Source organism: Sorangium sp. So ce131 (genome assembly GCF_051519095.1).
GTDB lineage: Bacteria > Myxococcota_A > Polyangia > Polyangiales > Polyangiaceae > Sorangium.
Map to the genome: position 1 here is coordinate 11750664 of NZ_CP150455.1, position 24021 is coordinate 11774684.

The 24021-nt window shown below is 74.0% G+C and carries 19 protein-coding genes; 9 read left to right on the top strand and 10 right to left on the bottom strand.

Translation table 11 applies throughout. From position 1 onward, the window contains the following. Positions 1-85 precede the first annotated feature (85 nt). The gene (locus WMF43_RS42695) at positions 86-292 is read left to right on the top strand and encodes a hypothetical protein (RefSeq protein WP_437673819.1); all 207 of its coding nucleotides are present in this window, start codon (positions 86-88) and stop codon (positions 290-292) included. Here the strand turns inward: WMF43_RS42695 and WMF43_RS42700 are convergent. From WMF43_RS42700 to WMF43_RS42710, 3 genes are all read right to left on the bottom strand, one after another. Continuing rightward, positions 270-1169: an alpha/beta fold hydrolase gene (locus WMF43_RS42700; protein WP_437673821.1), complete on the bottom strand. Its 900-nt coding sequence runs from the start codon at positions 1167-1169 to the stop codon at positions 270-272. The genes WMF43_RS42695 and WMF43_RS42700 overlap by 23 nt on opposite strands. Positions 1170-1250: 81 nt before the next feature. After that, positions 1251-2903: a multiheme c-type cytochrome gene (locus WMF43_RS42705; protein ID WP_437673822.1), complete on the bottom strand. Its 1653-nt coding sequence runs from the start codon at positions 2901-2903 to the stop codon at positions 1251-1253. A gap of 135 nt (positions 2904-3038) precedes the next feature. After that, a complete protein-coding gene (locus WMF43_RS42710) occupies positions 3039-4511 on the bottom strand; it encodes an MlaD family protein (protein ID WP_437673824.1) in 1473 nt (490 codons plus the stop codon). Positions 4512-4724: 213 nt separating this feature from the next. Here WMF43_RS42710 and WMF43_RS42715 point away from each other — a divergent pair, with 213 nt between their 5' ends. The 4 genes from WMF43_RS42715 to WMF43_RS42730 all read left to right on the top strand — a co-directional run bounded on the left by WMF43_RS42715 (position 4725) and on the right by WMF43_RS42730 (position 10584). After that, the gene (locus WMF43_RS42715; protein WP_437673825.1) at positions 4725-5966 is read left to right on the top strand and encodes a CAP domain-containing protein; all 1242 of its coding nucleotides are present in this window, start codon (positions 4725-4727) and stop codon (positions 5964-5966) included. 177 nt (positions 5967-6143) lie between these two features. Then, positions 6144-8609 carry an Hsp70 family protein gene (locus WMF43_RS42720; RefSeq protein WP_437673827.1) on the top strand — a complete coding sequence of 822 codons (2466 nt, stop codon included), beginning with the start codon at positions 6144-6146 and terminating at the stop codon, positions 8607-8609. After that, positions 8606-9001 (top strand): hypothetical protein, encoded by a 396-nt coding sequence (locus WMF43_RS42725; RefSeq protein WP_437673829.1) that lies wholly within the window; start codon positions 8606-8608, stop codon positions 8999-9001. The genes WMF43_RS42720 and WMF43_RS42725 overlap by 4 nt, the downstream gene beginning before the upstream one ends. Beyond that, entirely contained in the window at positions 8998-10584 is a 1587-nt protein-coding gene (locus WMF43_RS42730; protein ID WP_437673831.1) for a hypothetical protein, read from the top strand. The genes WMF43_RS42725 and WMF43_RS42730 overlap by 4 nt, the downstream gene beginning before the upstream one ends. A 102-nt stretch (positions 10585-10686) precedes the next feature. On the opposite strand, the gene WMF43_RS42735 is transcribed toward WMF43_RS42730, so the two are convergent. Further along, positions 10687-11832 carry a cation diffusion facilitator family transporter gene (locus WMF43_RS42735; RefSeq protein WP_437673833.1) on the bottom strand — a complete coding sequence of 382 codons (1146 nt, stop codon included), beginning with the start codon at positions 11830-11832 and terminating at the stop codon, positions 10687-10689. Next, positions 11829-13061 (bottom strand): acetyl-CoA C-acetyltransferase, encoded by a 1233-nt coding sequence (locus WMF43_RS42740; protein ID WP_437673835.1) that lies wholly within the window; start codon positions 13059-13061, stop codon positions 11829-11831. The genes WMF43_RS42735 and WMF43_RS42740 overlap by 4 nt, the downstream gene beginning before the upstream one ends. 117 nt (positions 13062-13178) lie before the next feature. On the opposite strand from WMF43_RS42740, the gene orn reads away from it, so the two are divergent. Then, positions 13179-13733 carry an oligoribonuclease gene (gene orn / locus WMF43_RS42745; RefSeq protein ID WP_437673837.1) on the top strand — a complete coding sequence of 185 codons (555 nt, stop codon included), beginning with the start codon at positions 13179-13181 and terminating at the stop codon, positions 13731-13733. A 502-nt stretch (positions 13734-14235) separates the two neighbouring features. Here the strand turns inward: orn and WMF43_RS42750 are convergent. From WMF43_RS42750 to WMF43_RS42760, 3 genes are all read right to left on the bottom strand, one after another. Beyond that, the gene (locus WMF43_RS42750; protein ID WP_437673839.1) at positions 14236-15516 is read right to left on the bottom strand and encodes a serine/threonine protein kinase; all 1281 of its coding nucleotides are present in this window, start codon (positions 15514-15516) and stop codon (positions 14236-14238) included. Positions 15517-15806: 290 nt separating this feature from the next. Next, positions 15807-16262, bottom strand: a complete 456-nt coding sequence (locus tag WMF43_RS42755) for a helix-turn-helix domain-containing protein (protein WP_437673841.1) — start codon at positions 16260-16262, stop codon at positions 15807-15809. A gap of 46 nt (positions 16263-16308) precedes the next feature. Beyond that, positions 16309-18240, bottom strand: a complete 1932-nt coding sequence (locus WMF43_RS42760) for an ABC transporter ATP-binding protein (protein WP_437673843.1) — start codon at positions 18238-18240, stop codon at positions 16309-16311. Positions 18241-18558: 318 nt separating this feature from the next. Here WMF43_RS42760 and WMF43_RS42765 point away from each other — a divergent pair, with 318 nt between their 5' ends. Both WMF43_RS42765 and WMF43_RS42770 read left to right on the top strand, forming a co-directional pair. Continuing rightward, positions 18559-18942, top strand: coding sequence for a hypothetical protein (locus WMF43_RS42765; RefSeq protein WP_437673845.1), 384 nt, complete (start codon positions 18559-18561; stop codon positions 18940-18942). A gap of 485 nt (positions 18943-19427) precedes the next feature. Continuing rightward, positions 19428-19862 carry a hypothetical protein gene (locus WMF43_RS42770; RefSeq protein WP_437673847.1) on the top strand — a complete coding sequence of 145 codons (435 nt, stop codon included), beginning with the start codon at positions 19428-19430 and terminating at the stop codon, positions 19860-19862. A gap of 69 nt (positions 19863-19931) precedes the next feature. Here the strand turns inward: WMF43_RS42770 and WMF43_RS42775 are convergent, their stop codons facing one another. Further along, positions 19932-21185 (bottom strand): choice-of-anchor L domain-containing protein, encoded by a 1254-nt coding sequence (locus WMF43_RS42775; protein ID WP_437673849.1) that lies wholly within the window; start codon positions 21183-21185, stop codon positions 19932-19934. Positions 21186-21189: 4 nt separating this feature from the next. Next, positions 21190-22923: an arginine--tRNA ligase gene (argS, locus tag WMF43_RS42780; RefSeq protein WP_437673851.1), complete on the bottom strand. Its 1734-nt coding sequence runs from the start codon at positions 22921-22923 to the stop codon at positions 21190-21192. A 182-nt stretch (positions 22924-23105) separates the two neighbouring features. Here argS and WMF43_RS42785 point away from each other — a divergent pair, with 182 nt between their 5' ends. Beyond that, positions 23106-23966, top strand: a complete 861-nt coding sequence (locus WMF43_RS42785; protein WP_437673853.1) for a hypothetical protein — start codon at positions 23106-23108, stop codon at positions 23964-23966. The last annotated feature ends 55 nt before the right edge of the window (positions 23967-24021 follow it).

The following is a 24021-nucleotide window of genomic DNA, read 5'->3' on the forward strand; positions in this document are numbered from 1 at the left end:
TAGACACTTCGCGCGACCCCTCCCCGAAATTTCATGGGCTGGTCGAGAACGCTCCAGCAGCCGAGCTCGTGGAGAGCCACCGCCGGTGACGAGTCCCTACTTCCTGGACGGCGATCCTCCCCTCCTGGACGGCGATCCTCCCTTCCTGGACGGCGATCCTCCCTTCCTGGACGGCGATCCTCCCTTCCTGGACGGCGATCCTCCCTTCCTGGACGGCGATCCTCCCTTCCTGGACGGGAGCACGGCCCGGCGACCGGCGACGGAGCCGCTCAGGGCGCGAGGAACGCGGTGAGCTCGGGCAGGACCAGGGCCGGGTCCTCCAGGTGGGGCGCGTGCCCGAGCGGCAGGAGGCGCAGCGTGGACCGGGGGATCGCGGCGGCCGCGGCGATGCCGATCGGCGCCGGGAACACGTCGTCGCGCTCGCCCCAGAGGACGAGCGTCTCGGCGTCGATCTCGCCGAGCCGCGACAGGCGGTGGGGAACAGGGCCGAAGGCGGGGAACAGCGCGTTGAACGCGGCGACGGGCGCGACCCGGCCGTCCGGCACGGCGTAGAGCTCGTTGTGCAGGGCGGCGAGGCGCTCGCCGAGCGGGGTGGGCCGCGGGGGGTGGACGCGGCGGAAGAGCGCGGCGCCGAGCACCCGGACCAGCCGCTCCGGGGAGGCGCGGAAGTAGGCCCGGCTCGAGGCCGTCATGACGGGCCCGAGGCCCATCGCCCCGAGGAGCGCGAGCTTGCGCGGGCGCGCGCGCCTCCGCAGCGCGATCTCCGCAGCGACGAGCGCGCCGAGGGAGTGCCCGACGAGCGCGGCGCCGCCGAGGTCCATCTCGAGGAGGAGCTCCTCGACCGGCTCGACGAAGAAGCGGAGGCCGTCCTCGAAGCCGCCGCCCTCGAAGGGCGGCGAGGACGCGTGGCCGAAGCCGGGCAGATCGATGGCGACGACGCGGTGGCGCCGCGCGAGCTCGGGGAGCAGCGGGAACCACGTGGTCGCGGCGTTCCCGCGGCCGTGCAGGAGGACGACCGGCGAGCCGCTGCCGCCCTCCAGGCAGCGGAGCGTCGCGCTCAGCGCGGCGCGGCGGCGCACCGCGAACGGGGGCGAGCCCGCGGCGAGCTCCTCGAGGATCGCGCGCTCGGTCGGGCCCGGGCGGGACACGACGGCGTAGACGTTGGTCACAGGCGGCCTACGTAGCGCGATCGCTGGGGCGTGGGAATGCCGCAGCCTGCGGGGCGGCCGCGCCGCGGCGCCCCGCCGCGGTCACTTGCCGTGGCCGGGGCCGAGGACGAGCTGCATCTTGGCCACGGGATCAAACCCCTCCACGTGCGGCGGGTGGTGGCACTGCGAGACGCAGCTGTCGGGCGGAGGCGCCAGCGTGATCAGCCCCTTCTTCTCGGGATCCTTCGCGTGCAGCGAGCCCGGGCCGTGGCACTCCTCGCACTGCACGTTCTGCAGCGAGGCGTTGTGCGTCACCGTGGAGCCGCCCGGCTTGCCGTAGCCGGTCACGTGACAGCTCACGCAGTCCAGGTTGTACTCCTTGAAGTCCTCCTGCAGCGTCGCGTAGGCGTGCGCGTGCGCGGTCGCGTCGAAGACCTTGCGCTCCTCGTCGTGGCAGTTGGTGCACGCGTCGATGCCGATGTACCCGGCCTCGCCCTTCGCCGGCGGCGCGGGCACGCGGTCGGCGAAGGCCTCCTTGTTGTGGGCGTTGACGCGCTTGTAATAGGCCAGGAGCTGCCCGGCGACGTCCTTGTCGGCGCCGAGCTTCTCGCGCACCTCCACCGCGCTGTAGCGGAAGAAGCTGCCCGTCACCTTCGCCTCCGCGGCCTCGATCTTCGCCTTCTCGGCCCGGAGCTTCTCCAGGTCGGCCTTCCGGTCGGCGACGTCCTTCGCCGCGACCGTCTTGTCGCCCTCCCAGCTGTTGATGCGGATCTCGAGCTCCCGGATGCGCGCCGACAGGCTGATGAGCTCCTCGGCCTTCGCCACGCCGCCCGCGTCGGCGAACACGAGCTCGCCGTCGCCGCCGCCCCGAACGAAGAGATCCACGACCGCCGCGGCCTGGAGGTGGTTCGGCGTCTCCACGACCAGCGTCGACCCGATCAGCACCGGCGGCTTCGCGCCGTCGTTGACGTCGCCGCGCTCGCTCGGCTTGCCGAGCACGAGCACGTGCAGCTCCGGCACGTGGTCCGCGAGCCGCAGCGCCTCGCCCCGCGGCAAGGCCGCGAGCCCCACCAGCACCTTCGCGCCCTGCTTCTTCGCTTCGAGGACGCCCGCCTTCATCGCCTCGATCACCGGGCCGGGCTTGACGCCCGCCGGGTAGGCGCCGGCGCGGCCCTTCGGATCGCTCACGCCGATGAGGCCGACCTTCACGCCGGAGACCTCGCGCACGACGACGCCCTGCGCCCCCTCGATGTTGCCCGCGAGCGGCACCGCCCCGGCCTGCTCCGTGTACTTGCCGAGCGCCTCCGCGCCGAGCGCCCAGTCGTTCTCGCCGGGCGCCCACGCGGTGAGGCCGATCTCCCGCGCGGCCAGCGCCATCGCCTCGGCCTTCCAGGCGTCCTGGGAGGAGCGCTCCGGCTTCACCTCGGGCTCGGCGAAGAGCAGCGGCCCCGCGCCGACCACGAGGTGGTGCGGCGCCTCGTCGCGCTGGCCCTCGATGAAGGCGGCGAGGTGGTCGATGCCGCCGAGCTGGTCCTTCGTGCACCCGCACGGCTCCAGCGCGCCGGCCACGGTGCTGAGCACGTAGAGCCGCACGGTCGGCGTCTTCGCCTCCACGTCCGCGTCGGCGCTCACGGCGCCGGGCGCCGGCGGCTTGCACCCCTGGCAGGCCGCCACCCCGGCGGCCGCGGCGATCGCCAGGACCGGGATGAAGAACGCATATCCCCCACGCACCCCGCGAAGAAGCGAGCGCTTCATGCCCGCGCTATAGCACACGCGCCCGGGCGGACCGGCGGGGCCGCCGCCGGAGCGTCGAGACGGAGGCCTCCAGCTGAGCGCAGGGCGCGAGCGCAGGGCGCGGGAGCAAGGCGCGGGCGCCGGCGGCGGCGAACGTCAGAAGCTCGACGGCGCGAAGGGCAGGACCGTCTTCAGGTCGGCGTCGTTGAACCGGAGCTGCAGGCCGATGAAGTAATCCCGGCGATCGCTGTTCAGGATGTCGTCGATGCCGCCGAGCAGCCACAGCTTGCGGATGAACTCGTACGCGAGCGCGACCCGCCAGCGCGGCGACAGCTCCTCGCCGAAGCCGAACAGGTCCTGGCGCAGCTCGAACCGGTCGTCGAGCAGGTGGAGATCGAGGCCGAGGCCGCCCGTCGACTCCTTGATGCCGAACCGGCCGGTGAACGGGCCGAGCCGCTTCGCGAACTGGAACGAGAACCGGAACGCGTTCGTCGTGATCGTCCGGACCTCGCGGTAATGCGCGGGCTCGTTCGGGTTCGTCGTGTCGACGTCGATCTGCTGGAAGTCGGTCTTGCCGCGGGGGTCGTTGACCAGCTCGACGACGTAATACTTGTCCTCCGTCGGCTGGAGCCGGAGCTCGACGTAGCTCTTGATGGTGTTCGCCAGGAAGTTGTAGTCGGTCCGCAGGCCGACCACCGTCTGGAACCGGCTGAGCCCGCCGACGAGCTCCCCGACGTCCTCGACGACGGTCTCGACCTCGTTGATCAGCGTCTCGTCCTTGGTGATGCGGCCGAGCGTGCCCTCGCCGCGATCGACCCGCGCGGCGACGCTGTCCGCGTGCCGCATCGCCGACTCGAGGCTCTCGCTCGCGCGGCCGAGGCGCTCCGCGGCGCTGCGCAGCTCGCCCGGCCGCCCGTCCGCGCCGGGCACCTCGACCGCGGCCGTCATCGAGCGGACGTCCCGGCTCACCTGCTCGACGTTGCGCAGGATCTCCCGCAGCCGCGGCGCCGACTCGCCCGTGATCTGGTTGATGTTGTTGATCGTCTGCGTGACGCCCGCGCGGTTCTCGCGGACCGTGGCGTTCATCTGCTCGGTGACGTCGGCGAGGTTGTCGAGGATCTGCGCGAGCCGCTCCTGCCCGGTGTCGGAGCCGACGGTGTTCTTGAGCGTCTCCGTGACGGCCTTCACGTCCTTGAGGATCTCGGCGACCTGCCCCTGCATCGACTGGATCGTGGGCTCGTCGATCGTGTGGACGATCCTGCCCTCGTCGGGGATGCGCGTCTTGCCCTCGGTGCCGGGCGCGAGCACGATGAACGACTCGCCGATGAGGCTCGTCGCGCGCTTGCCGATGGCCGCGTCCTCGTAGAGCGGGACGTCCGGGCTCATCTTGATGTCGATGCGCGCCTCGCCGTTGTAGAGCGAGATCCTGTCGACGACGCCGACCTGGATGCCGGAGATCATCACCCGCGACTGCGGCGACACGCCGATCGCGTCCGGCAGCGTGGCCCAGACCCGGTAGCCGCTGCCGCCGCCCACGTCGCGCGAGACGAAGCGGTACCCGCCGTAGGCCGCGCCTGCGAGCACGATCGTCATCACGCCGACCTTCGCGGCCTTGGAGACCTCAGCCATCCTGCGCGACGGCCACGGTAGCACGAGCCGCCCGCGGCGCCGCGCGGCTTTCTCGGCGTCCACGCGAAGACCGCGGGACCGACCGCGATCCCACGCGACGACGGCGGGACGCCCGCGGCCCAACGCGAAGGCCCCGGGACGCCCGCGCAGGTAGACGGAGCGCGGCGCCGGGGGGGACGGGCGCGGGGCCGGGAAACCTGCTAGCCGAGGCGCATGCGCTCGTGGTGGGCCAAGGCCGGAGTTGGCGCGGCGCTTACCTTCGCCGGGGCGGCAGCGGCGGAGCCTCCGGCGCCCACCGCGGCGGCTCCGGCGCCCGCGGCGGCGGCTCCGGCGCCCGCGGCGGCGGCTCCGGCGCCCACCGCGGCGGCTCCGGCGCTCACGTGGGAGGCGACGACGCGCTCGCCGCAGCCGGCCGCGGGGCTCGCGCCGGAGCTCGCCGCGCTCGCGGCGCGCTGCGGGAGCGCGGACGCGGCGCTCGCGGCCGTCGCCCGGCGCAACGTCGAGCGGCAGCTCCAGGGGGGCGACATCATGCCCCCGGATGAGCTCGCGTTCGCGCTGCGCGCGGCGGGCGCCCCGCACGCGTGGCCGCGGGGCTGGTCCATCACCGGCCGGGGGCTCGGGTCGGCGGACCTCGAGTCGCGGATCGACGGGTGGCTCGCGGGCTGGACGACGCTCGGGGTGCGGCGGTGCGGCGTGGCGCAGGCCCGGAAGCCGGACGGGACGGTGATCGTGGCCGCGGTGGGCGTGGACGCGCTCGCGGATCTGTCGCCGCTGCCGACCACCGCGCGGGTGGGGCAGTGGGTGACGCTCGAAGGGACGATGCGGGTGCCCGCGACCGCGGCGAAGGTGGTGCTGCTCGGGCCGCGGGGCGCGCCCAAGACGGTGGTGAGCTCGCTGTCGGGCGGGCGGCTCAGGTCGAGCTTCGCGGTGGACCAGCCGGGGAGCTGGCTGGTGCAGGTGCTGGCGACGGTGTCGACCGGGCCGAGGCCCGTGCTGGAGGCGATGATCTTCGCGGGGAGCGCGCCGCCGCGCCGGTTCGTGCGCGCGACGGCGCCCGGCGAGGAGGCCGCGAAGGGGGCGCAGGACGACGAGGGCGCGATGCTGCGCATGATGAACGCCGCGCGGGCCTCGGAGAAGCTGCCGGCGCTCGCGCGCGACGCGGCGCTCACCGCGCTGGCGCGGGCGCACTCCGAGGAGATGCTCAAGGCGAAGCTCGTGGGCCACGACGTGGGCTCGGGCGATCCGGCGGTGCGCCTCCAGGCGGCCGGCTACAGGGCGTCGATCGCGGGCGAGAACGTGGCGAGCTCGAGCACGCCCGAGGGCGCGCACCGCGCGATCTGGGCGAGCCCGTCGCACCGCGGCAACCTGCTCGACCGGCGCTACTCGAGGACCGGCGTGGCGGTCGTGCGCGACGCGAGCGGCCGGGTGTGGGTGACGCAGCTCTTCGCGGGCTAGCGGCGGCGCGCCGCGCCCCGAGCAGCCGCCGCGCGCTCGCCCGAGCCGGTCGGTCTCCGCCAGCGCGTCCCGAGCCGACGAGCGCCCGGAGCCATCCTGACGGCGGCCGCACGCCCCACCCGACCTTCCGTGGGCTCGCCCGGGCGGCGGCGGTTCCGTGCGTGTATTCTTGCACCGATGGCTGCACGCCCGCTCTACGTCGGAATCGACCTCGGCACCACGAACTCGACCGCGGCCGCGTTCGACGGCGAGAAGGTCACCCTGGTCAGGAACTCCCAGGGCGCGACGCTCACCCCGAGCGTGGTGCGGATCGACGCGCGCGGGACGGTCACGGTCGGCGCGCGCGCGCGGCGGTTCCTCGAGAGCGACCCGCAGAACACCCGCGCGGAGTTCAAGCGGCTGATGGGGACGGCGCAGCCGCTCGCGTTCGCGGCGGCGAAGGCGACGAGGAAGCCCGAGGAGCTCGCGGCCGAGGTGCTGCGCTCGCTGCGCGCCGACGTCGCCGAGCACCTCGGGGTCCAGCCGGCCGCGGCGGTGATCTCGGTGCCGGCGCTCTTCGAGCTGCCGCAGAGCGCCGCGACGTCCGAGGCGGCGCGCCTCGCGGGGTTCGAGCGCGTCGAGCTGATCCAGGAGCCGGTGGCCTCGGCGCTCGCGGCCGGCTGGACGGCGGAGGAGCCCGCCGGCAGCTGGCTCGTGTACGACCTCGGCGGCGGGACCTTCGACGTCTCGCTGCTCGAGACGCGCGACGGGCTGCTCCGCGTGGTCGGGCACGACGGCGACAACTTCCTCGGCGGGCGCGACTTCGACTGGGCCGTGGTCGACTGGGCGCTCGCCGAGATCGCGCGCGCCCAGGGCGTCACCGTGAGCCGCGCCGATCCGCGGCACGCCGCCGCCCTCCGCAAGCTCAAGCTCGCGGTCGAGGAGATCAAGATCGAGCTCACCCGCGCCGAGGAGGCGGCGCTCGCCCTGCCCGCGGCGTTCGAGGTGGACGGCGCGCCCGTCGACGTCGACCTGATCCTGGAGAGGTCCACGCTCGACGCGCTCTGCGCGCCGCTCATCGACCGCTCGATCGAGGTCTGCAAGCGGCTGCTCGCGGCGCACGGCCTCGAGGCGTCGCAGCTCGCGCGCGTGGTGCTCGTGGGCGGGCCGACGGTGATGCCGGCGCTCCGGGCGCGCGTCCGGAGCGCGCTGGGCGCGCCGTTCGGCGAGGGGCTCGATCCGATGACGCTCGTCGCGCAGGGGGCGGCGATCTACGCGGCGACGGCCGGGCTCGACGCGCGGCCGTCGTCGTCCATGCCGCGCCCGGACGCGCAGGGCCGCCGCCTCTGGCTCCAGTACCCGGCGATGTCGTCGGACCTGACGCCCCACGTCGTGGGCCGCGTCGTCGAGGGGCCGGGGCCCGCGCCCGCGCGGATCCGCCTCGCGCGCGAGGGCGACGCCTGGACGAGCGCCGAGGCCGCGCTCGACGACGAGGGGGCGTTCGTGATCACCGTCGACCTCTTGCCGCGCCGCCCGAACGTGTTCCGCGTCGAGGCGACCTCGGCCGACGGCGCCAGGGTGCCGGTGCACCCGCAGGCGATCACCATCGTCCAGGGCCTCACGATCAGCGACCCGCCGCTGTCGCGCACCGTGGGGGTCGCGCTCGCGGACAACACCGTGCGCGTCTACTTCGAGCGGGGGGCGCCGCTGCCGGCGAAGCGGACGTTCGTGCACCACAGCGTGGAGAGCGTGCCGAAGGGGTCGAGCGCGTGCGCGCTGAAGATCCCCATCGTGCAGGGCGAGCTCGACGTCGCCCACCTCTGCCGCGTGGTCGGGACGCTGGAGATCGACGGGACCGGGCTCGCCGCGACCCTGCCCGCGGGCTCGCCGATCGAGCTCACGCTCGAGCTCGACCGGGGCGGGCACCTCTCGGCGCGCGCGCTCATCCCGTCGCAGGGGGTCGTGTTCGAGCGCGTCGCGCACCTGCTCGTCCCCGAGGCGGCGCCCGAGGTGCTCGACGCCTCGCTCGCGGCGATGCGCGCGCGGCTCGCCTCGGCGCGCGAGGGCGCGCTGCGCAGCGACGCGCCGCACGCGCTCGGCAAGGTCACCTACGTCGAGTGCGCGCTCGGCGAGGTGGAGCGCGACGTGGCGGCGGCGCGCGGCGGCGACGCCGACGCCGGGCAGAAGGCGCGGCGCGCGCTGCTCGAGCTCGACGTGATGCTCGAGCAGGCCGAGGCCGACAAGCGCTGGCCCGAGCTCGAGGCCGAGGCGCAGGCCGCCGTCGCGAACGCGTCGGTGTGGATCGCGCAGCTCGGGTCGGGCACCGAGAAGGCGCTCCTGGAGGAGGCGGCGCAGGGGGTGGCGCGCGCGCGGGCCGAGAAGAACCAGGTCGAGCTCCAGCGGCAGCTCCGCCTCGTGCGCAACCTGAGCAGCGCGGCGTTCCAGCGGCACCCGAAGGCGTGGGCCTGGATGTTCGAGGAGGCCGCGTCCGAGGCGCACCAGGCGTCGGATCTGGTCCGCGCCCAGAAGCTCGTGCGCGACGGGCGGAGCGCGGCGGAGCGCGGGGACGCGGCGGCGCTCAGGGCGATCACCGAGGAGCTCTGGCGCCTCCTGCCGGTCGACGCGCAGAAGCGCCGGCTCGGCCACGAGTCGGGGGTCCGGTGAAGGACGCCGCGCTCGGCCGCATCCGCGACAACCCGTTCTACGTGCTCGGCCTGCGCCCGAGCGCGAGCCGCGCGGAGATCGAGCGCGAGGGGCAGAAGCTGCTCGGGATGCTCGAGCTCGGGCTCGCGAGCGCCGCGACGTACCCGACGCCGGTCGGCCCCGGCGCCCGGACGGCCGACAAGGTGCGGCAAGCGATGGCGGCCCTCCGGGACCCGGAGCGGCGGCTCGCGCACGAGGTCTGGGCGCGGCTCGATCCGCGGCCTCCGCGCGATCCTCGCGACGACGAGCTCGACGACGAGCTCGGCGAGCTCCCGCCGCCGGAGCCGCCCGGGGAGGACCCGCGCGCGCCGTGGCCGGAGGCGCTGGCCGCCCTCGGCTGGAGGTCGCGATGAGCGTCGGCCTGCTGCTCGCCCTCGCGGTGGTCGCGCGGATCGTCATCGAGGTGATCGCGCGGAAGGTCTCGCCCAGCGCGTCGCCGCACCTCGAGGCGCCCGGGGCGAGCGCGCGGCGCGCCGCCGCGTGGTTCGGCCTCGTCGTGGTCGCGGTCCCGCTCGCGCTCGGCCTCGCCGCGGGGCAGCTCTGGTGCGCGCCGCTGCTCGCGCCGATCGCGGTCCTGCTCGCGCCCTGGCCCGCCGCGCGCCTCGCGCTGATCCCGCTCGGGCTTCCGCGCGCGGCCGCCTGGGTCGCCTCGCTCTCGGACTGGACGTGGCGCGCGGACCGGCGCGGCGGCGCGGCGCTCGCGGCCGCGTGGGCGCTCTGCCGCGCGCGGAGGCCGGACCCCGCGGCGGAGGCCTGGGTGAGCGACCTGGTCGAGGGCGCCGGCGCGCCGCGCGACGGCGCGGGCGCTCGCGACGGCGCAGGCGCTCGCGGCGGGGCGGCCGCCGAGCAGGACACGGCGCGCCGGCCGCCGCTCCGCGGCGCCGGCGTCGCTGCCGGCGCGATGCTCGCGGCCTACCGCGGCGACGTGGAGGGCGCGCGGGCGCTCTTCGCGAGCGTCGCCGCGATGGACGAGCGCGCCAGCCCCCGCGAGGCGCGCCGCGTCGCCGCGGGCTGGCTGGCCGCGGAGGCCGCCTCCCGCGGCGACTGGGCCGCCGTGCTCGAGCGCGCCCGCGAGGGCGGCGGCCGGGCGCTCGCGCTGCTCGGCGCGGTCGCCGCGCGCCTGCTCGGCGAGGCGCCCGCGCCGGGCGCGCTCGAGCTCTGGCTCCGCTGGCTCGCCGCGCCCCGCCGCCGCGCCACGCTCCCGCTCGTGCGCCGCGCCCTCGCCGCGCGCGCCGGCGCGCCGCGCCCGGAGCCGGAGGCGCCCGAGCCGTGCGCCGCGAAGGTCGCCGAGGGCGACCTGTGGAGCCAGGCGGTGCTGCTCCACGCGGCGCTGCTGCTCCGGGCGGGCGGCACGATCTCTGGCGACGACCTCCGGCGGCTCGGCGGCGCGTGGGACGCGGCGCTCGAGGACGAGCGCGCCCAGGCCGAGCTCCGCGAGCGGGCGCGGTCGCTCGGCGCCTCGGGCGCGCAGGCGGCGCTCGGGCCGCTCGCGCGCGCGGTCGAGGAGGACCTCGCGGCGGCGCTGCGCGCGGCGCGCGTGCCGCACGCGGAGTGGAACGACCTCGGCGCGACGATCGGCCGCACGCGCCGGCGGCTCCGGGACGAGCTCCTCTCCGAGGTGGAGCTCACGTGCGACGCCCTGCGCCGCCGGGTCGACGCGGCGCGCGCGCTCCCGCCGCTCGCGGAGTGGCGCGAGTGGACCTCGCTCCGCACGCAGTACGAGGGCGCGGCGGCGCTGGTCGGCCTGGAGTTCCGCCGCCTCGCGTTCCCCAAGGTCCACGCCGACATGTGCCACGCCGCCGTCTGGCTGTTCAACACGAGGAAGGAGCGGGCGATCGGCAACGCGATGTTCCGGTGGCTGCTCGCCGAGGCCGAGGCGCTCGACGACGCGCGCATCGCGGGGCTCCAGCGCAACAACGTCGCGTGCGGGGTGTGACGGGCGGGCCGAGCGGCTCCGGTCGCGCGGCGCTCCGGCGCGGCCGCGCGCCAGGGGCACCCCAAATCTCAATATTTACGTAGAGTTGGCGGATCCGCCGGCCTACTCGGTGCCGCGGCTGCCCGCGGGGGCTCCGCCGCGCGGCGCCGGCTCGCCCGGGCGCCTGAGCGTCACGAGGCGCTCTTCCTGGAGCGGCTCGGGCTGGATCGTGCAGTGATCCAGCGCGTGCCGCTCGCGCAGGCGGCGGCTCACGGCCGCGGCCACGTCCGTGCCGTGGTGCCCCTTGGCGAGCACCACGTGCACGGTGAGCACGTTGAACCCGTCCGAGATCGACCAGACGTGCAGGTCGTGGAAGTCGAGCACGCCGGGCACGCTCCGGATCGTGTGCTCGACGTCGGCGAGGTCGATCTCGATGGGGCTGCCCTCCATCAGCACGCGGGACGTGTCGCGCACGAGCCGCCAGCCGCCCCAGAGCACGAGCGCGCCGATGGCCGCGCTGATCACCGGGTCGGCCCGCGTCCAGCCGAAGACGAGGATGAGCACCCCCGCCGCCATGGCGCCGACCGAGCCGAGCGCGTCGGACAGCACGTGCGCCAGCGCCGCGCGCGTGTTGATGTTGTGCCCGCGCCCGCCGGACGAGAGCAGCAGCGCCGCGGCCACGTTGACGAGCAGCCCGAGCGCCGCGGTGAGCGTCAGCGCCTCGGCGTGCACCGCCTCCGGCGCGCGCCAGCGGCGGGCCGCCTCGATGAAGATCCAGATCGCCGTCAGCCCGAGCGCGATCCCGTTGGCGAACGCCGCGAGCACCTCCGCGCGCCGGAAGCCGTACGTCCGCGCGCGCGTCCGCGCCTGCACGGCGATGCGCTGCGCGAGGATCGCGAGCGCCAGCGCCGCGGCGTCCGCGAGCATGTGGCCCGCGTCGGCGAGGAGGGCGAGGCTCTTCGACCACCACCCGATCGCCGCCTCGACGAGCAGGAACGACGTCGTGAGCGCGAAGGCGGCGACGAGCCGGCGGAGCGGCGTGCCGCGGTGGTCGTGCGTGTGGCCGTGGGAGGCGCCGTTGTGGTCGTGGTCGTGGTCGTGGTCGTGCCCGTGGCCATGCTCGCGGCCGTGCTCGTGCCCGTGGCCATGCTCGCGGCCGTGCTCGTGCCCGTGGCCATGCTCGTGCCGGGCGCCGCCCCCGCGCGGGTGCTCATGAACGCGGCCCCCGCCGTCGCTGGGCGTCCCCAGCGCCGCGCCGGCGCGGCTCACACGCGCTCGAGGATGGTCGCCACGCCCATCCCTCCGCCGATGCACAGCGTGACCAGCGCGGTCGCCTTGTCAGCGCGCTCGAGCTCGTCGAGCGCCGTCCCGATCAGGCAGGCGCCGGTCGCGCCGAGCGGGTGGCCGAGCGCGATCGCGCCGCCGTTCACGTTGACGCGGTCGAGGTCGATGCCGAGCTTGCGCGCCGTCTGCAGCGGCACCGCCGCGAACGCCTCGTTGATCTCCCAGAGATCGATGTCGCGCGCCTGCATCCCCGCCTTCTTGAGGGCCCGCTCCGACGCGGGCGCCGGGGCGGTCAGCATGATCACCGGCTCCGCCCCCGCCGTCGCGACCGCGCGGATCTTCGCCCGCGGCGTGAGGCCGTGCGCCTTCACGTAGTCGCCCGACGCGAGCAGCACGACCGCGGCCCCGTCGACGATCCCGCTCGAATTGCCCGCCGTGTGCACGTGCTGGATCGACGGCACCTCCGGGTACCGCACGAGGGCCAGCGCGTCGACCGTCTCGCCGCGCGGGCCCATCGGCGTGGCGCCCAGGCCGGCGAACGCCGGCTCGAGCTTCGCGAGGGCCTCCATCGTCGCCCCGGCGCGCGGGTGCTCGTCCCGGTCGAGGAGCGGCTTGCCGTCGCGATCGACCACCGTGAACAGGCTCTTCGCGAACCGCCCCTCGCGCGCGGCCCGCTCGGCCTTGTGCTGGCTCTCCAGCGCGAACCGGTCCGCGTCCTCGCGCGAGATGCCCTCGATCGTCGCGATGAGGTCCGCCGAGATGCCCTGCGGGACCATCGCCAGCTTCTCGCGGAGCGCGAGGTTGTTGCCGTCGAGGGGCGCGCCGTCCGAGCCCATCGGCACGCGCGACATGCTCTCCACGCCGCCGCCGATCGCGAGCTCCTGCTGGCCCGACATGACCCCCATCGCGGCGAAGTTGACCGCCTGCGCGCCCGAGCCGCAGAAGCGGTTCACCGTCGCCCCGGTCACCACGTCCGGCCAGCCGGCCGCGAGGATGGCCGTGCGCGCGACGCACGCCCCTTGCTCGCCCGCCTGCGTCACGCAGCCGACGACGACATCCTCGACGTCGTCCTTGCGGATCCCGGTCTTCTCGGCGAGGCGGTTGAGCGTCTGCGCGAGCAGCTCCTGGGGATGTACGCCGGAGAGCGCGCCCTTGCCCGCCTTGCCACGCCCTCGCGGCGTGCGAACGGCATCCACGATGAAAACGTCTCGCATGGAGATCTCCGAGCCGGGGTACGGCCGGTCCTTAGCACACGGCCCGTTCCCGGTGCAGCCTGGTCGCGCCTGGTCTCGTGGACCGGAGGCGCGGCGGATCGGCTATGCTCGCCGCCGATGATGGACCGGTCCCAGCGGATGGTGTGGGTCGACTTGGAGATGACGGGGCTCGACGAGAGCTCGTGCGCGATCGTGGAGATCGCGACCATCGTGACGGAGCCCGACCTGACCGTGGTGGCCGAGGGGCCGTGCCTCGTCATCCACCAGCCCGAGGACGTGCTCGCGCGGATGAGCGACTTCGTGCGCGATCTGCACGCCCGGTCGGGGCTCCTCGAGCGCATCCGCGCCTCCACGCTCTCGGTCCGCGACGCGGAGTCCGAGACGCGTGCGTTCCTGGCGGCGCACTGCGACGAGGGCACGGCGGTCCTGTGCGGCAACTCCGTGTGGAAGGACCGCGCGTTCCTGCAGCGCTACATGCCGGAGCTGCTCTCGTTCCTGCATTACCGCATCGTGGACGTCTCGACCCTCAAGGAGCTCGTGCGCCGGTGGTACCCGGGGAGCTCCGCGCCGAGGAAACGCGAGATTCACCGGGCGCTCGACGATATCCGGGAGTCGATCGAGGAGCTCCGGTGGTACCGGGCGAACGTGTTCCGGCCGCTGCCGGTGCAGTAGACGCGCTGAGGGGGGCGGGTCGCGCCCCGGCCGCCGGGGTCACCCCGGAGGCGGCGGGGGGACCTCAACCTGGGTCGGGGTCAACGGGCTCAACCTGGGTCGGGGTCAACGGGCTCAACCTGGGTCGGCGGGCTCAACCTGGGTCGGCAACCTCAACCTGGGTCGGCAGGCTCAACCTGGGTCGGCAACATCAGGGTCGGCGGGCTCAACCTGGGTCGGCAACCTCAACCTGGGTCGGCAACCTCAACCCGGGTCGGGCGGGCTCAACCTCGGCAACCTCAACCTGGGTCAGCGGATCCGGGAGTGGACAACTCCAAGGGATTTCCGCCGACCTGAAGAAAATTCTCTCAGAGCCGAGAAAAAAAGATCCGTAAACGTAATGCTTGGCTAAGCTCGCCACGCGCCCGGACCTCCGGCACGAGGTCTGCGGTGCGGACATCCCGGCGGCCCCAATCCGCCGGGGTGTCGTTTGCCAAGCAGGGGCAACCCCCCCGAACCGCTGTCAGAAGAGCTGGTCGCCGTACCATCGCTGCCGCGCGCTTCCGTCCGCATGCGAAGCGCGGGGAGCGGCCAGCGAGGCGGGCGCAGAGCGATGCGCGGCGGCCTGCGATCGAATGACCGGCCCCTCGACGGCGCCATGCTGCACCGCCGCAGGAGCAGCGGGATCACATTGCACCGGCGGAACCAGCGCGATGTCCTGCGGCGTGTGGTTATTGTAATATTGACTACCAATCGCTGCCGCGGCCGGCACCTTGCGCTGGGCTACATACGAGCTCAGCGGGACGGCGACGGCGGCGCTCGCCAGGGCCACGGCCAGCAGCGCTCCGCCGGCTTGAAGGAAACGGCGGCGTCTGCCCGGGTCGGCGATCTCGATCACCGGGTGCCTGACGGCCTGCGGCGGGACGGTGCCGGTGGGCAACGTGTCGCGCGGCATCGACGCCGGCGCGTTCCGCTCGGTGTCCGGCGAGAGCTCGGGCGACGACGGCGCTCCCAAAGGCCCGCTCGGCGCGGACTCGGCGAGGAGAAGCGGCCGCACCGCGGACATGAACGCCTGGACCGTCTGGAAACGCGCGTCCGGATCCTTCGCGAGGGCCCGGGCGAGCGCCTCGTTCACCGCGGCCGGCACGCCCGGCAACGGAGGCAGCACCTCCTCCAGCGCACACACGTCGAGGTCGTCGCGCCCCTCGAACGGCGGCCGCCCCGAGAGGGCGCAGTACAGCAGCATCCCCATGCCGTAGACGTCCGTTCGATGATCGATGATGCGCGCGTCGAAGAGCTCCGGCGCCCGGTAACGCGCGGCGTCCGCCACGCCGTCCACCGGCGCCCCGAACAGCCGGTGGAGCCCGAACGCCCTGAGCAACACGGCTCCCTTGCCGGTGATCACCACCGTGTGCGGGCCGAGATCCCCGTGAGAGAGGCCCACCGCGTGCGCCGGGCCGAGGGCCCCCGCGACGTCCACCAGGAGATCGTAAGCCCAGGGGCGAAGGCGAGGCAGCAGATCCTCGATCGAGGGCTCGTCGCTGGCCCGGGCCGCGATCCAGCCGGCGCGACCCTCCATGCCTCCCCGGAACACAGGCACGATGTCGTGCAACACCGGAGTCAGCGAGAGCAGCCGCTTGAGCTCCTCACGGAAGGTGTCGGCGCCGACGACGAGATCCTCCTGGACATAAAGCGTCACCTCGCGGCCCTCCGCGTCCAGCGCGCGATAGGCCTCCGCCGGAGCGGGCGAGTCGAGGCTGGCGACGATGGTGTAGCCCGCGAACTCCTGGCCCAGGATCACCATGGGCCCCTCGCCGTGAGCGCCCCGCCGCGCGCAGCGGGCTCACCCCGCGAGCGCGGGAAGAAAGAGGAGCGAAGCGCGCGTGCGGTCCGCAATCCCCGCCGCAATCTTGGATCAACCCAGAATGGTCTGCTCACAGCGTCGGACCTCCGGCACGAGGTTCGAGTCGTTGACCCCGGAGACGGGCCGGGGAACATCGAGTCGTGGCAACGTTAACAGAGGTTCGATGCCCGCGGTAGCGTCACCGGCGCGGGCCGCGGCGCGCGGCGCGCGGCGTCGGCGAGGTAGCGTGATCACTTGCCGGATCGCCGGCTCGATGACGGAGGGACGCGGCCCGAGGCGGCGCGCTCGGGCGGGCGCGACTTGGGCGGAGCGGCGAGGCGCGAGCGCTCGGGATCTTCGCTGGCCAGGGCGAGCATTGCTTGTTTCCGCGTCGAATCGTCTGGCTCGATGAGCAAGAAGAGGATCGCGTGCTGGAGCGTCTCGTTCGCCTTGTCGAAGAGCTCTGCCACGACCGACGCGACCGGGCTGCGGCCGTCGCCCGGGAGCAGCAGGCGCGGGTCGCACTGGAGCCCCTGGGCGATCAGGCCGAGCGCGCCGAGGCCGAGATCCCGCTCGCCTCGCTCGACCTGCCGCAGGTACGTGGCCGAGAGCTGCGCCTTCTCCGCGAACTCCTGCATGCTGAGCCCGCGCAGCAACCGGAGGATGCGGATCGCCTGGCCGACCTCCTTGGGGAGCGTGTCGCGCATGACGCGAGCCTAGCAGGCAGAGCTCGCTCGAGCCGCCGCGATGGAGTCAGAGATACCCCTCCGCCTGGAGCGCGAACATGCGGGCATAACGCTGGCCATGGGCCACGAGCTCGCCGTGGGTGCCCTCCTCGACGATGCGCCCGCCGTCGAGGACGAGGATGCGATCGGCCATGCGCACGGTCGGGAAGCGGTGCGAGATGACGATCGTGGTCCGCCCCCTGGCGAGCGACCGGAACCGCTGAAAGACGGCGTGCTCGGCCTCGGCGTCGAGCGCCGCGGTCGGCTCGTCGAGCACGAGGATGTCGGCCTCTTCGCGCATGAACGCACGCGCGAGCGCGATCTTCTGCCACTGCCCGCCGCTCAGCTCGACGCCCTCCTTGAACCAGCGCCCGAGCTGCGCGTCGAGGCCCCCGGGCACCTCGGCGACCACCTCGTCCGCGCCGCCCTGGGCGATCGCGCGCGCGACGCGCGCCTCGTCCTCGAGGTGTTCGACGCTGCCGAGCCCGACGTTCTCGCGCAGCTTGAGCTGGTATCGATTGAAGTCCTGGAACACGACGCCGATCCGCCGGCGGAGCGCGTCGACATCCCACGCGCGGAGATCCTTGCCGTCGAGCAGGATGCGCCCCTCGGTGGGCTCGTAGAGCCGCGTGAGCAGCTTGATGAACGTCGTCTTGCCCGCGCCGTTGTGCCCGACCAGCGCCAGGCTCTCGCCGGCCGGGATGTGAAGGTCGATGCCCCGGAGCGCCCACCGCGATTGCCCCGCATAACGGAAGCCCACGCCCTCGAACCGCACGCCGCGCTCGGCGGGGCGGCCGTCGCCGCCGCCCGCGAGCGCCCGCGCCGCCTCGCCGGCGGGGAGCGCCGCGCCGTCGCCGCGCTCGGCAGGCGACCGCGCCGCCTCGCCGGCGGGGAGCGCCGCGCCGTCGCCGCGCTCGGCGGGCGACCGCGCCGCCTCGCCGGAGCTCGCCGGCGGCGGCGTCGCCGGCGCGCTCGTCGGGATGCTCAAGTACTGAAATAGATTCGACATGTAGAGGTTGTGCTCGTACATGCCGCCGACGCCGGCGAGGACGGCCTGGAACGCCTGCTGGCCTTGCCGGAAGGAAGCGACGTAGAGGACCATCTCGCCGAGCGAGAGGCGCCCCGCCGCCGCGCCGAGCGCCATGGCGCCATAACAGCCGTAGAACGCGGCCGTCCCGAGGAGCGAGAGGCCGAAGGCCCACCCGGCGCGGCGGACCGCGAGGGCGCTGTCCTCCCGGTAGAACGACGCGGCGAGCGCCTTGTACCGCTCGAGGAACATCGGGCCGAGCCCGAAGAGCTTCACCTCCTTGGCGTGGCCGTCGTTGGCGAGCACGTGCTCGAGGTAATTGAGCCGGCGCGCCTCGGGAGATCGCCAGTTCCGGAGGCGGAACGCCGCGCCGGAGAAGCGCGCCTCGGCCACGGTGGCGGGGATGGCCGCGAGCAGGAGCGCGAGCACCGCGATCCCGCTGAACCCCACGAGCAGCGCGGCGTAGCCGGCGAGCGTGATCAGGTTCTGCACGAGCGAGAAGCTCTCGGTCACGACGGAGGCAGGGCGCGACGACGCCTCGCGGCGCGCCCGGGTGAGCCGGTCGTAGAACTCGGGATCTTCGAAGTGGAGCAGATCGAGCGAGAGCGCCTTGCCGAGGATCAGCGCGTGGATGTCGATCGAGAGCCGCGCGCCGAGCAGCTGCCGCGTCAGCGAGAGCCCGCGCTGCACGAGCGAGAGCGCCGCCACGAGGCCGAGCTCCACGGAGACCCACACGAGCGCCGCGCGCCCGTCGCGCGCGACCACCACGTCCGTGATCGCCTTGCCGACGTACGCCACCCCGAGCGGCAGCACGGCCGCCGCCAGGGTGAGCAGGCCGAGCGCGAGGCTGGCCGCCTTCGACGAGCGCCAGACGAGCGCCAGCGTCCGCGGGGTGTAGGCGAAGCTGTCCCGCAAGCGGGAGAGGCCGAGCATGACGGCGGAGTCTAACCACGCCGCCGCCTCCTGCCCGCCGCGGCGCCCACCGGCTCGGCCGGCGCGGCGAGCGCGGGGTCGGCGGCGAGCGCTGGTGGGCGCCGAGCGCGGGGTGGGCGCCGAGCGCGAGGCGGGCGCCGAGCGCGGGGTAGGCGCCGAGCGCGGGATGGGCGGCGAGCGCGGGGTGGGCGGCGGCCGCTCGCGCGCTCGCGCCGACGCGCACACCGCCGCGGCCCCAGGAAGCGGGCGAGCGGGCGGCCCTTCTGGCGGGCGCACGCCGGCCGGGGTATCCCGGGAGCTCGGACAAGGAGGCACCGCATGTCGAACATGTCGAATTTGACCCTGGGTTATGGAGCGCTGCTCGTCGCGCTCGGCGTCGGCGGCTTCGTGGCGACGGGGGCGACGCACAAGACGGCGCTCATCCCCGCGGGCTTCGGGGCCGCCGCGATCGGGCTCGGGCTGCTCGCGAAGCAGGAGCGGTATCACATGCACGCCATGCACGCGTCCGCGCTGCTCGGCGTCGTCGGGTTCGCCGGCGCTGTCCCCGGCCTGCTCAAGCTGCCGACGCTGCTCTCCGGCGGCGACCTGGAGCGCCCGGCCGCCGTCATCGCTCAGTCCGTGATGGGCGTCCTCTCCGCGGGTTACGTGGCGCTCTGTGTTCGCTCGTTCATCGCGGCGCGCCGCGGCCCCGCCCGCCCCTGAGCGCGGCGCGCGCTCCGACAGGAGCGCCGCTCGCCGGGCGACCCGCCGGTCTTCAGGCCCCTCTTCCCCCGTCTTCCCCCTCTGCCCAAACAACGCCACGCCGAGCGGGGCTGTCGGCGCCGCGCTCCGCCGCGCCGCCGCGGCCTCCTATCGAATCCGTAGAGAACGGCGCGCCCGGCCCCGTGGAGCGCCCATCTCGCGTCCCGAGCTCCCGTGCCTCTCCCTCTCTCCGCCTCCGATCGAGGCCCCCGCGCCCTCGCCGGATCTCCCCATGTCGATTCTTTGACAAATCGAAACGAGTCAAGGGAATGCCACAAAATGCACGTGCAACAGGCCAGATCGACGCCCTTGGTGGCCAGGCTTGATGTAACGTCGTCGCCACCAGGCCATCAACGAGAAGAGTGAACACCATGCTTCGACGCATCATTGCATTGGGGCTGACCGCGCCTCTTTCTCTCTCCTGCGGAGATACCGGGGCTGTCCTGATGTGGAATTGCGACGAGTGCCCCGAGGGGTGGACCTGCACGGAGCACGCTTGCATCCCGCCGCATTGCAGCAACGGTGCGACCGATGACCTCGAGGGAGAGACCGACACCGACTGCGGCGGTTCCTGCGAGCCTTGCGGCCTCGGCGACGGCTGCGCGACGGGGCGCGACTGCGAGGAGGGCGTCTGCCGCCTGGGCGCCTGCCAGGCCCCGACGTGCGTGGACGGCGTGCAGAACGGGTATGAGACCGGCGTCGACTGCGGCACGCGCTCGTGCCCGCTCTGCCCCGCGGGGGACGGGTGCCTCGCCGGGGACAACTGCGCGTCCGGCGTGTGCAGGGAGCGTGTCTGCCAGGAGCCTTCGTGCGACGACGGGGTCCTGAACGGCGGCGAGCTCGCCGTCGACTGCGGAGGGGCGTGTGGGGACTGCCGGTGACGGGCTCGCGCGGTCGCTTGCACCTCGGAGCGGGAAGAACCCCTGTGCGACGGGGGAGAGACGCCTCGCTCAGCGAGCGTCGACGACGGGGGCGGTATCCAGGCTCACCGTGCCGCCGCTCGCGATCCAGCGGAAGCCGTCGATGAGCGCGGTGGAGTCGAAGCGATCGTCGCCGGTGTCGAAGAGGATGAACCGGAGCGTGATCTCCTCGCCGCCGCGGACCGGCGCCTGGGTCTTCAGCCAGCGGGTGGCGCCGTCGGTCAGCGGGCTGAACCCCGTCCCCGCGAGCTCGCCCGAGCCGCGCGGGCATCCGTCGCAGACATCGAAGAAGGCGATATTGACGCTGACCGGCCTGCCCGCGTCGTCGAACGAGAGATTCCCGTTGTACGACCCCGGCGGCGCCGGCGTGGCCAGCGCGACGAACTGGTCGTTGAAATCCTCGCAGACCCACTCCGGGTATTCGAAGGTGTAGAATTTGAAGAGGAACTCGTAGCCGGTCGCGTTCTTCGGCGCGCGCAGGACGACCTCGAGGCCGATGTCGTCGTGGATGAAGTCGGACGGGGGGCAGTCGGGGTTGTCCTGGGGGAACCCGGGCGGCGCGGCGCCGGGGCCGTAGCTCGAGCAGCTGTCGGAGGAACACGCGCTGGGCTGACCGGGCAGGCGGGCGCGCCCCGTCGAGAGCGCGAGCAGGCGCGCGCCGCGCTGCACGTGCACGTTGGGGCCGAACCCCTCCTGGAGGCCCACCGCGGCCGACGGCCGCGCGGGTGAGCCGTCACCTCGGACGTACCTCGCGGAGAGCACGCCCCACCGCGCGTCGTCGCGGGACGCGGCCGCGCAGAGGTCGATCGCCCTGGCGCCGCTCATCGGATCGAAGTCCGCGAGCGCCAGCCCCTCGTCGCACGGAGGGGCCACGTTGTCGATCGCGCCGTCGCAGTCCTCGTCCGCCGGCGCCGGGACCTCGCCGCTCGCGTCGGGCTCCGTGACCTCGACCTCGATCGCGCCGGGGTTCACGTTGGCGTCCGCGTCGTTGCAGTCGCCGCGCGCGGGCGTGAACCCGTCGCCGTCCTTGTCCGCGTTCGGATCCGGGGGCGGCTCGGCGGTGCCGCCCAGCGCCGGGTCGTCGGGCGCGCCGAGGCCGCCGGCGCCGTCCTCCTCGCCGCCGGCCGCGGGGGGCTCGGCGCGCGGTCCGCCCGCGCCTTCCTGCTCCTGCGCGGGCGAGCCGCCCACGGCCGAGCACCCGATCGCGACCGGGAGCGCCGCGAGCCCTGCGAGCGCCGCGAGCGCCGCGGCGCCGAGGCCGGAGAGGGAGCGCCGGCGATCCATCGCGCTACATCCGCTCCGGGGCGTCGATGCCGAGCAGGCCGAGGCCCTTCGCCAGCACCTGCGCCGTGAGGTTGCAGAGCGCGAGGCGCGAGCGGCGCAGCGCCTCGCCGTCGGCCTTGAGCACCGGACAGCGCTCGAAGAACGTCGTGAACGCCCCGGCGAGCTCGTAGAGGTAGACGCACAGGCGGTGGGGCTCGAGCGTGGCGGCCACGTCCTCGATCACGGCGCCGAACCGGAGCAGCTCGAGCGCGAGCGCCCGCTCGGCCGGATCGGTGAGGGTGATGCCGGCGCCGCGCTCCAGCGCGACGCCGCCCTTGCGGAAGATCGAGCGGATGCGGGCGTGCGCGTACATGAGGTAGGCCGCGGTGTTCCCCTCGAACGCCAGCATGCGGTCCCAGTCGAACACGTAGTCCTTGATCCGGTCGCTGGAGAGGTCGGCGTACTTCACCGCCCCGATGCCGATCGACCGCGCTACCGGGCCGGCGGTCTCGGCGTCGAGCTCCGGGTTCTTCTCCCGGACCACCTTCAGCGCGCGCTCGACGGCCTCGTCGAGCAGGTCCGAGAGCTTCACGGTGTCGCCGGAGCGCGTCTTGAACATCTTCTTGTCGGCGCCGAGCACCGAGCCGAAGGCCACGTGCTCGGCGCGCGCCGGCGGCTTCAGCCAGCCCGCCTCCCGCGCCGCCGCGAAGACCATCGCGAAGTGCTGGCTCTGCGGCGCGCCGACGACATAGATGATCCGCCGCGCGCCCACGGTCGACAGGCGGTGGCGGATCGCCGCGAGGTCGGTGGTCGCGTAGCCGTAGCCGCCGTCCTGCTTGCGCACGATGAGCGGCAGCGGCTCGCCGCCCTTACCCGTGAACCCGGCGGGGAAGACGCAGAGGGCGCCGTCGCTCTCGCGCGTGAGCCCCTTCTGGCCGAGCTCCGCGAGCACGTCCTGGAGCATCGGGTTGTAGGAGCTCTCCCCGGCGAAGTCGGCCTCGGTGAGCGTCACGCCGAGGCGGCGGTAGACCGACTCGAAGTAGCGCATCGACTCGCGCACGACCTGCCGCCAGAGCGCGAGCGTCGGCTCGTCGCCGCCCTGGAGCCGCACGACCCGCTGGCGCGAGCGCTCGGCGAACGCAGGGTCGCCGTCGAACTTGGCGCGCGCCTGCTTGTAGAAGGCGTCGAGATCGCCCACGGAGAGCGCCTCGGCCGCGGCGCCTTCGCCGAGGTCGAGCATGTGCTCGATGAGCATGCCGAACGGCGTGCCCCAGTCGCCGAGGTGGTTCTGGCGGATCACGCGGTGGCCGAGCGCATCGAGGACGCGCGCGAGGGCGTCGCCGATGATCGTGCTGCGCAGGTGCCCGACGTGCATCTCCTTCGCGGCGTTCGGGCCCGAGTAGTCCACGATCACCGTCTCCGGCTGCGCGGCGGGCGCGATCCCGAGCCGGCCGCCGCCCGCCGTGTCGGCGAGCTCGCGCGTGAGGTAGGCGTCCTCGAGCGTGAGGTTGATGAACCCGGGGCCGGCGATCTCCACCTTGCTGCAGAGCCCGGAGGCCGGCAGCGCCTTCACGATCGCCGCCGCGACGTCGCGCGGCGGCCTGCCCACGCGCTTGCCGAGCGCCATGGCGACGTTCGCCTGGTAGTCGGCGTGCGCGGAGCGGCGCAGCGCGGGATCGGTGGCGGCGTGCTCGGCGCCCAGGGCGGCGGTGATGGCCTCCTTGAAGGCGCGGGCGAGGGCGTGAACGGGATCGGCCATGGCGCATCCTTGGCCCGGGTGGGGCGGCGGTTCAACAGGGGAGGCCGGGGGGAGCGGCGGCGATGGCTGGCGGGCGGGCGGACGGCGCGGTGCGAGGGGGCGAGGAGGCGCGCGGCGGACCGCTGCGACGCCTGCGGCTCCGACTTGGCCCGGCACTCTCCGCTGCGAGTAGTCTGGCGCCCGTGGAGCTGCCCTTCGATCTGTGGCACCTCGCGTTCGTGAACCTGATTCAGCGACGCGCGCCGCCCAACTTCGAGGTGCAGTCGGAGGTGAGGCTGAGCATCGAGCCGCAGCGCGCGGACATCCTGCTGCTGCGCCGGATCGGCGTCGAGCGGCAGGATCACGAGGCACGCGTGCTCCGCATGCTGTGGCCGATGCTCGGAGCGGTGACGGTGCTGGAATACAAGAGCCCAGTCGACTCCGCGTTCCGTCCGGGGGACTTGCTGCGGCTGGTGGGCTACGGCGTGCTGTACCACACGGCACACCTCGACGAGCTGCCGGAGCGCGACGACCTGACGCTGGTGCTGGTGGTCGCGTCGGTCACGCCGACCTTGCGCCAAGAGATCGAGCGGATGGGCTGGAAGCTGACGCCGCTGGGCGGCGGGTATGGCCGGATCGAGGGGCTGATGTACACTGCGTACGTGGTCGTCACCGACGAGGTGACCGAGGCGGAGCGGGACGAGTACCTGCGGCTGTTCAGCCGCAGGCCGGCAGAGTCGGGCGAGGCCACCCGATGGCTCCAGCAGTGGATGAGGGACACGAAGATGAAGCAGCCGAACATGGAGGAGCTTCCGGGATACGAAGAGATGTTCCAGAAGCTCGTGGAGGCGATGCCCGTCGAGAAACGGCTGGCGGGGCTCGCCCCCGAGCAGCGGCTGGCGGGGCTCGCCCCCGAGCAGCGGCTGGCGGGGCTCGCCCCCGAGCAGGTGATCCTGGCGCTGCCCTTGGAGATGCTGCGGGTCCTCCCCGAGGAGTACCTCCGCTCGCTCCCCGCCGACGTGCAGGAGCAGGTCCGGAGGCGCCTCCAAGAAGGAGCCCATTGACGCCCCTGGTGGACCGGCGGCTGTTGCCGTGATCCACCCCGGCCCGCTCGCGAGC

Coding starts and splice junctions, on each gene's coding strand:
- argS (WP_437673851.1), bottom strand. CDS start 22,923: ATGGCCGATCCCGTTCACGCCCTCGCCCGCGCCTTCAAGGAGGCCATC.
- WMF43_RS42775 (WP_437673849.1), bottom strand. CDS start 21,185: ATGGATCGCCGGCGCTCCCTCTCCGGCCTCGGCGCCGCGGCGCTCGCG.
- WMF43_RS42705 (WP_437673822.1), bottom strand. CDS start 2,903: ATGAAGCGCTCGCTTCTTCGCGGGGTGCGTGGGGGATATGCGTTCTTC.
- WMF43_RS42755 (WP_437673841.1), bottom strand. CDS start 16,262: ATGCGCGACACGCTCCCCAAGGAGGTCGGCCAGGCGATCCGCATCCTC.
- WMF43_RS42770 (WP_437673847.1), top strand. CDS start 19,428: ATGTGGAATTGCGACGAGTGCCCCGAGGGGTGGACCTGCACGGAGCAC.
- WMF43_RS42740 (WP_437673835.1), bottom strand. CDS start 13,061: ATGCGAGACGTTTTCATCGTGGATGCCGTTCGCACGCCGCGAGGGCGT.
- orn (WP_437673837.1), top strand. CDS start 13,179: ATGATGGACCGGTCCCAGCGGATGGTGTGGGTCGACTTGGAGATGACG.
- WMF43_RS42750 (WP_437673839.1), bottom strand. CDS start 15,516: ATGGTGATCCTGGGCCAGGAGTTCGCGGGCTACACCATCGTCGCCAGC.
- WMF43_RS42760 (WP_437673843.1), bottom strand. CDS start 18,240: ATGCTCGGCCTCTCCCGCTTGCGGGACAGCTTCGCCTACACCCCGCGG.
- WMF43_RS42730 (WP_437673831.1), top strand. CDS start 8,998: ATGAGCGTCGGCCTGCTGCTCGCCCTCGCGGTGGTCGCGCGGATCGTC.
- WMF43_RS42710 (WP_437673824.1), bottom strand. CDS start 4,511: ATGGCTGAGGTCTCCAAGGCCGCGAAGGTCGGCGTGATGACGATCGTG.
- WMF43_RS42765 (WP_437673845.1), top strand. CDS start 18,559: ATGTCGAACATGTCGAATTTGACCCTGGGTTATGGAGCGCTGCTCGTC.
- WMF43_RS42715 (WP_437673825.1), top strand. CDS start 4,725: ATGCGCTCGTGGTGGGCCAAGGCCGGAGTTGGCGCGGCGCTTACCTTC.
- WMF43_RS42720 (WP_437673827.1), top strand. CDS start 6,144: ATGGCTGCACGCCCGCTCTACGTCGGAATCGACCTCGGCACCACGAAC.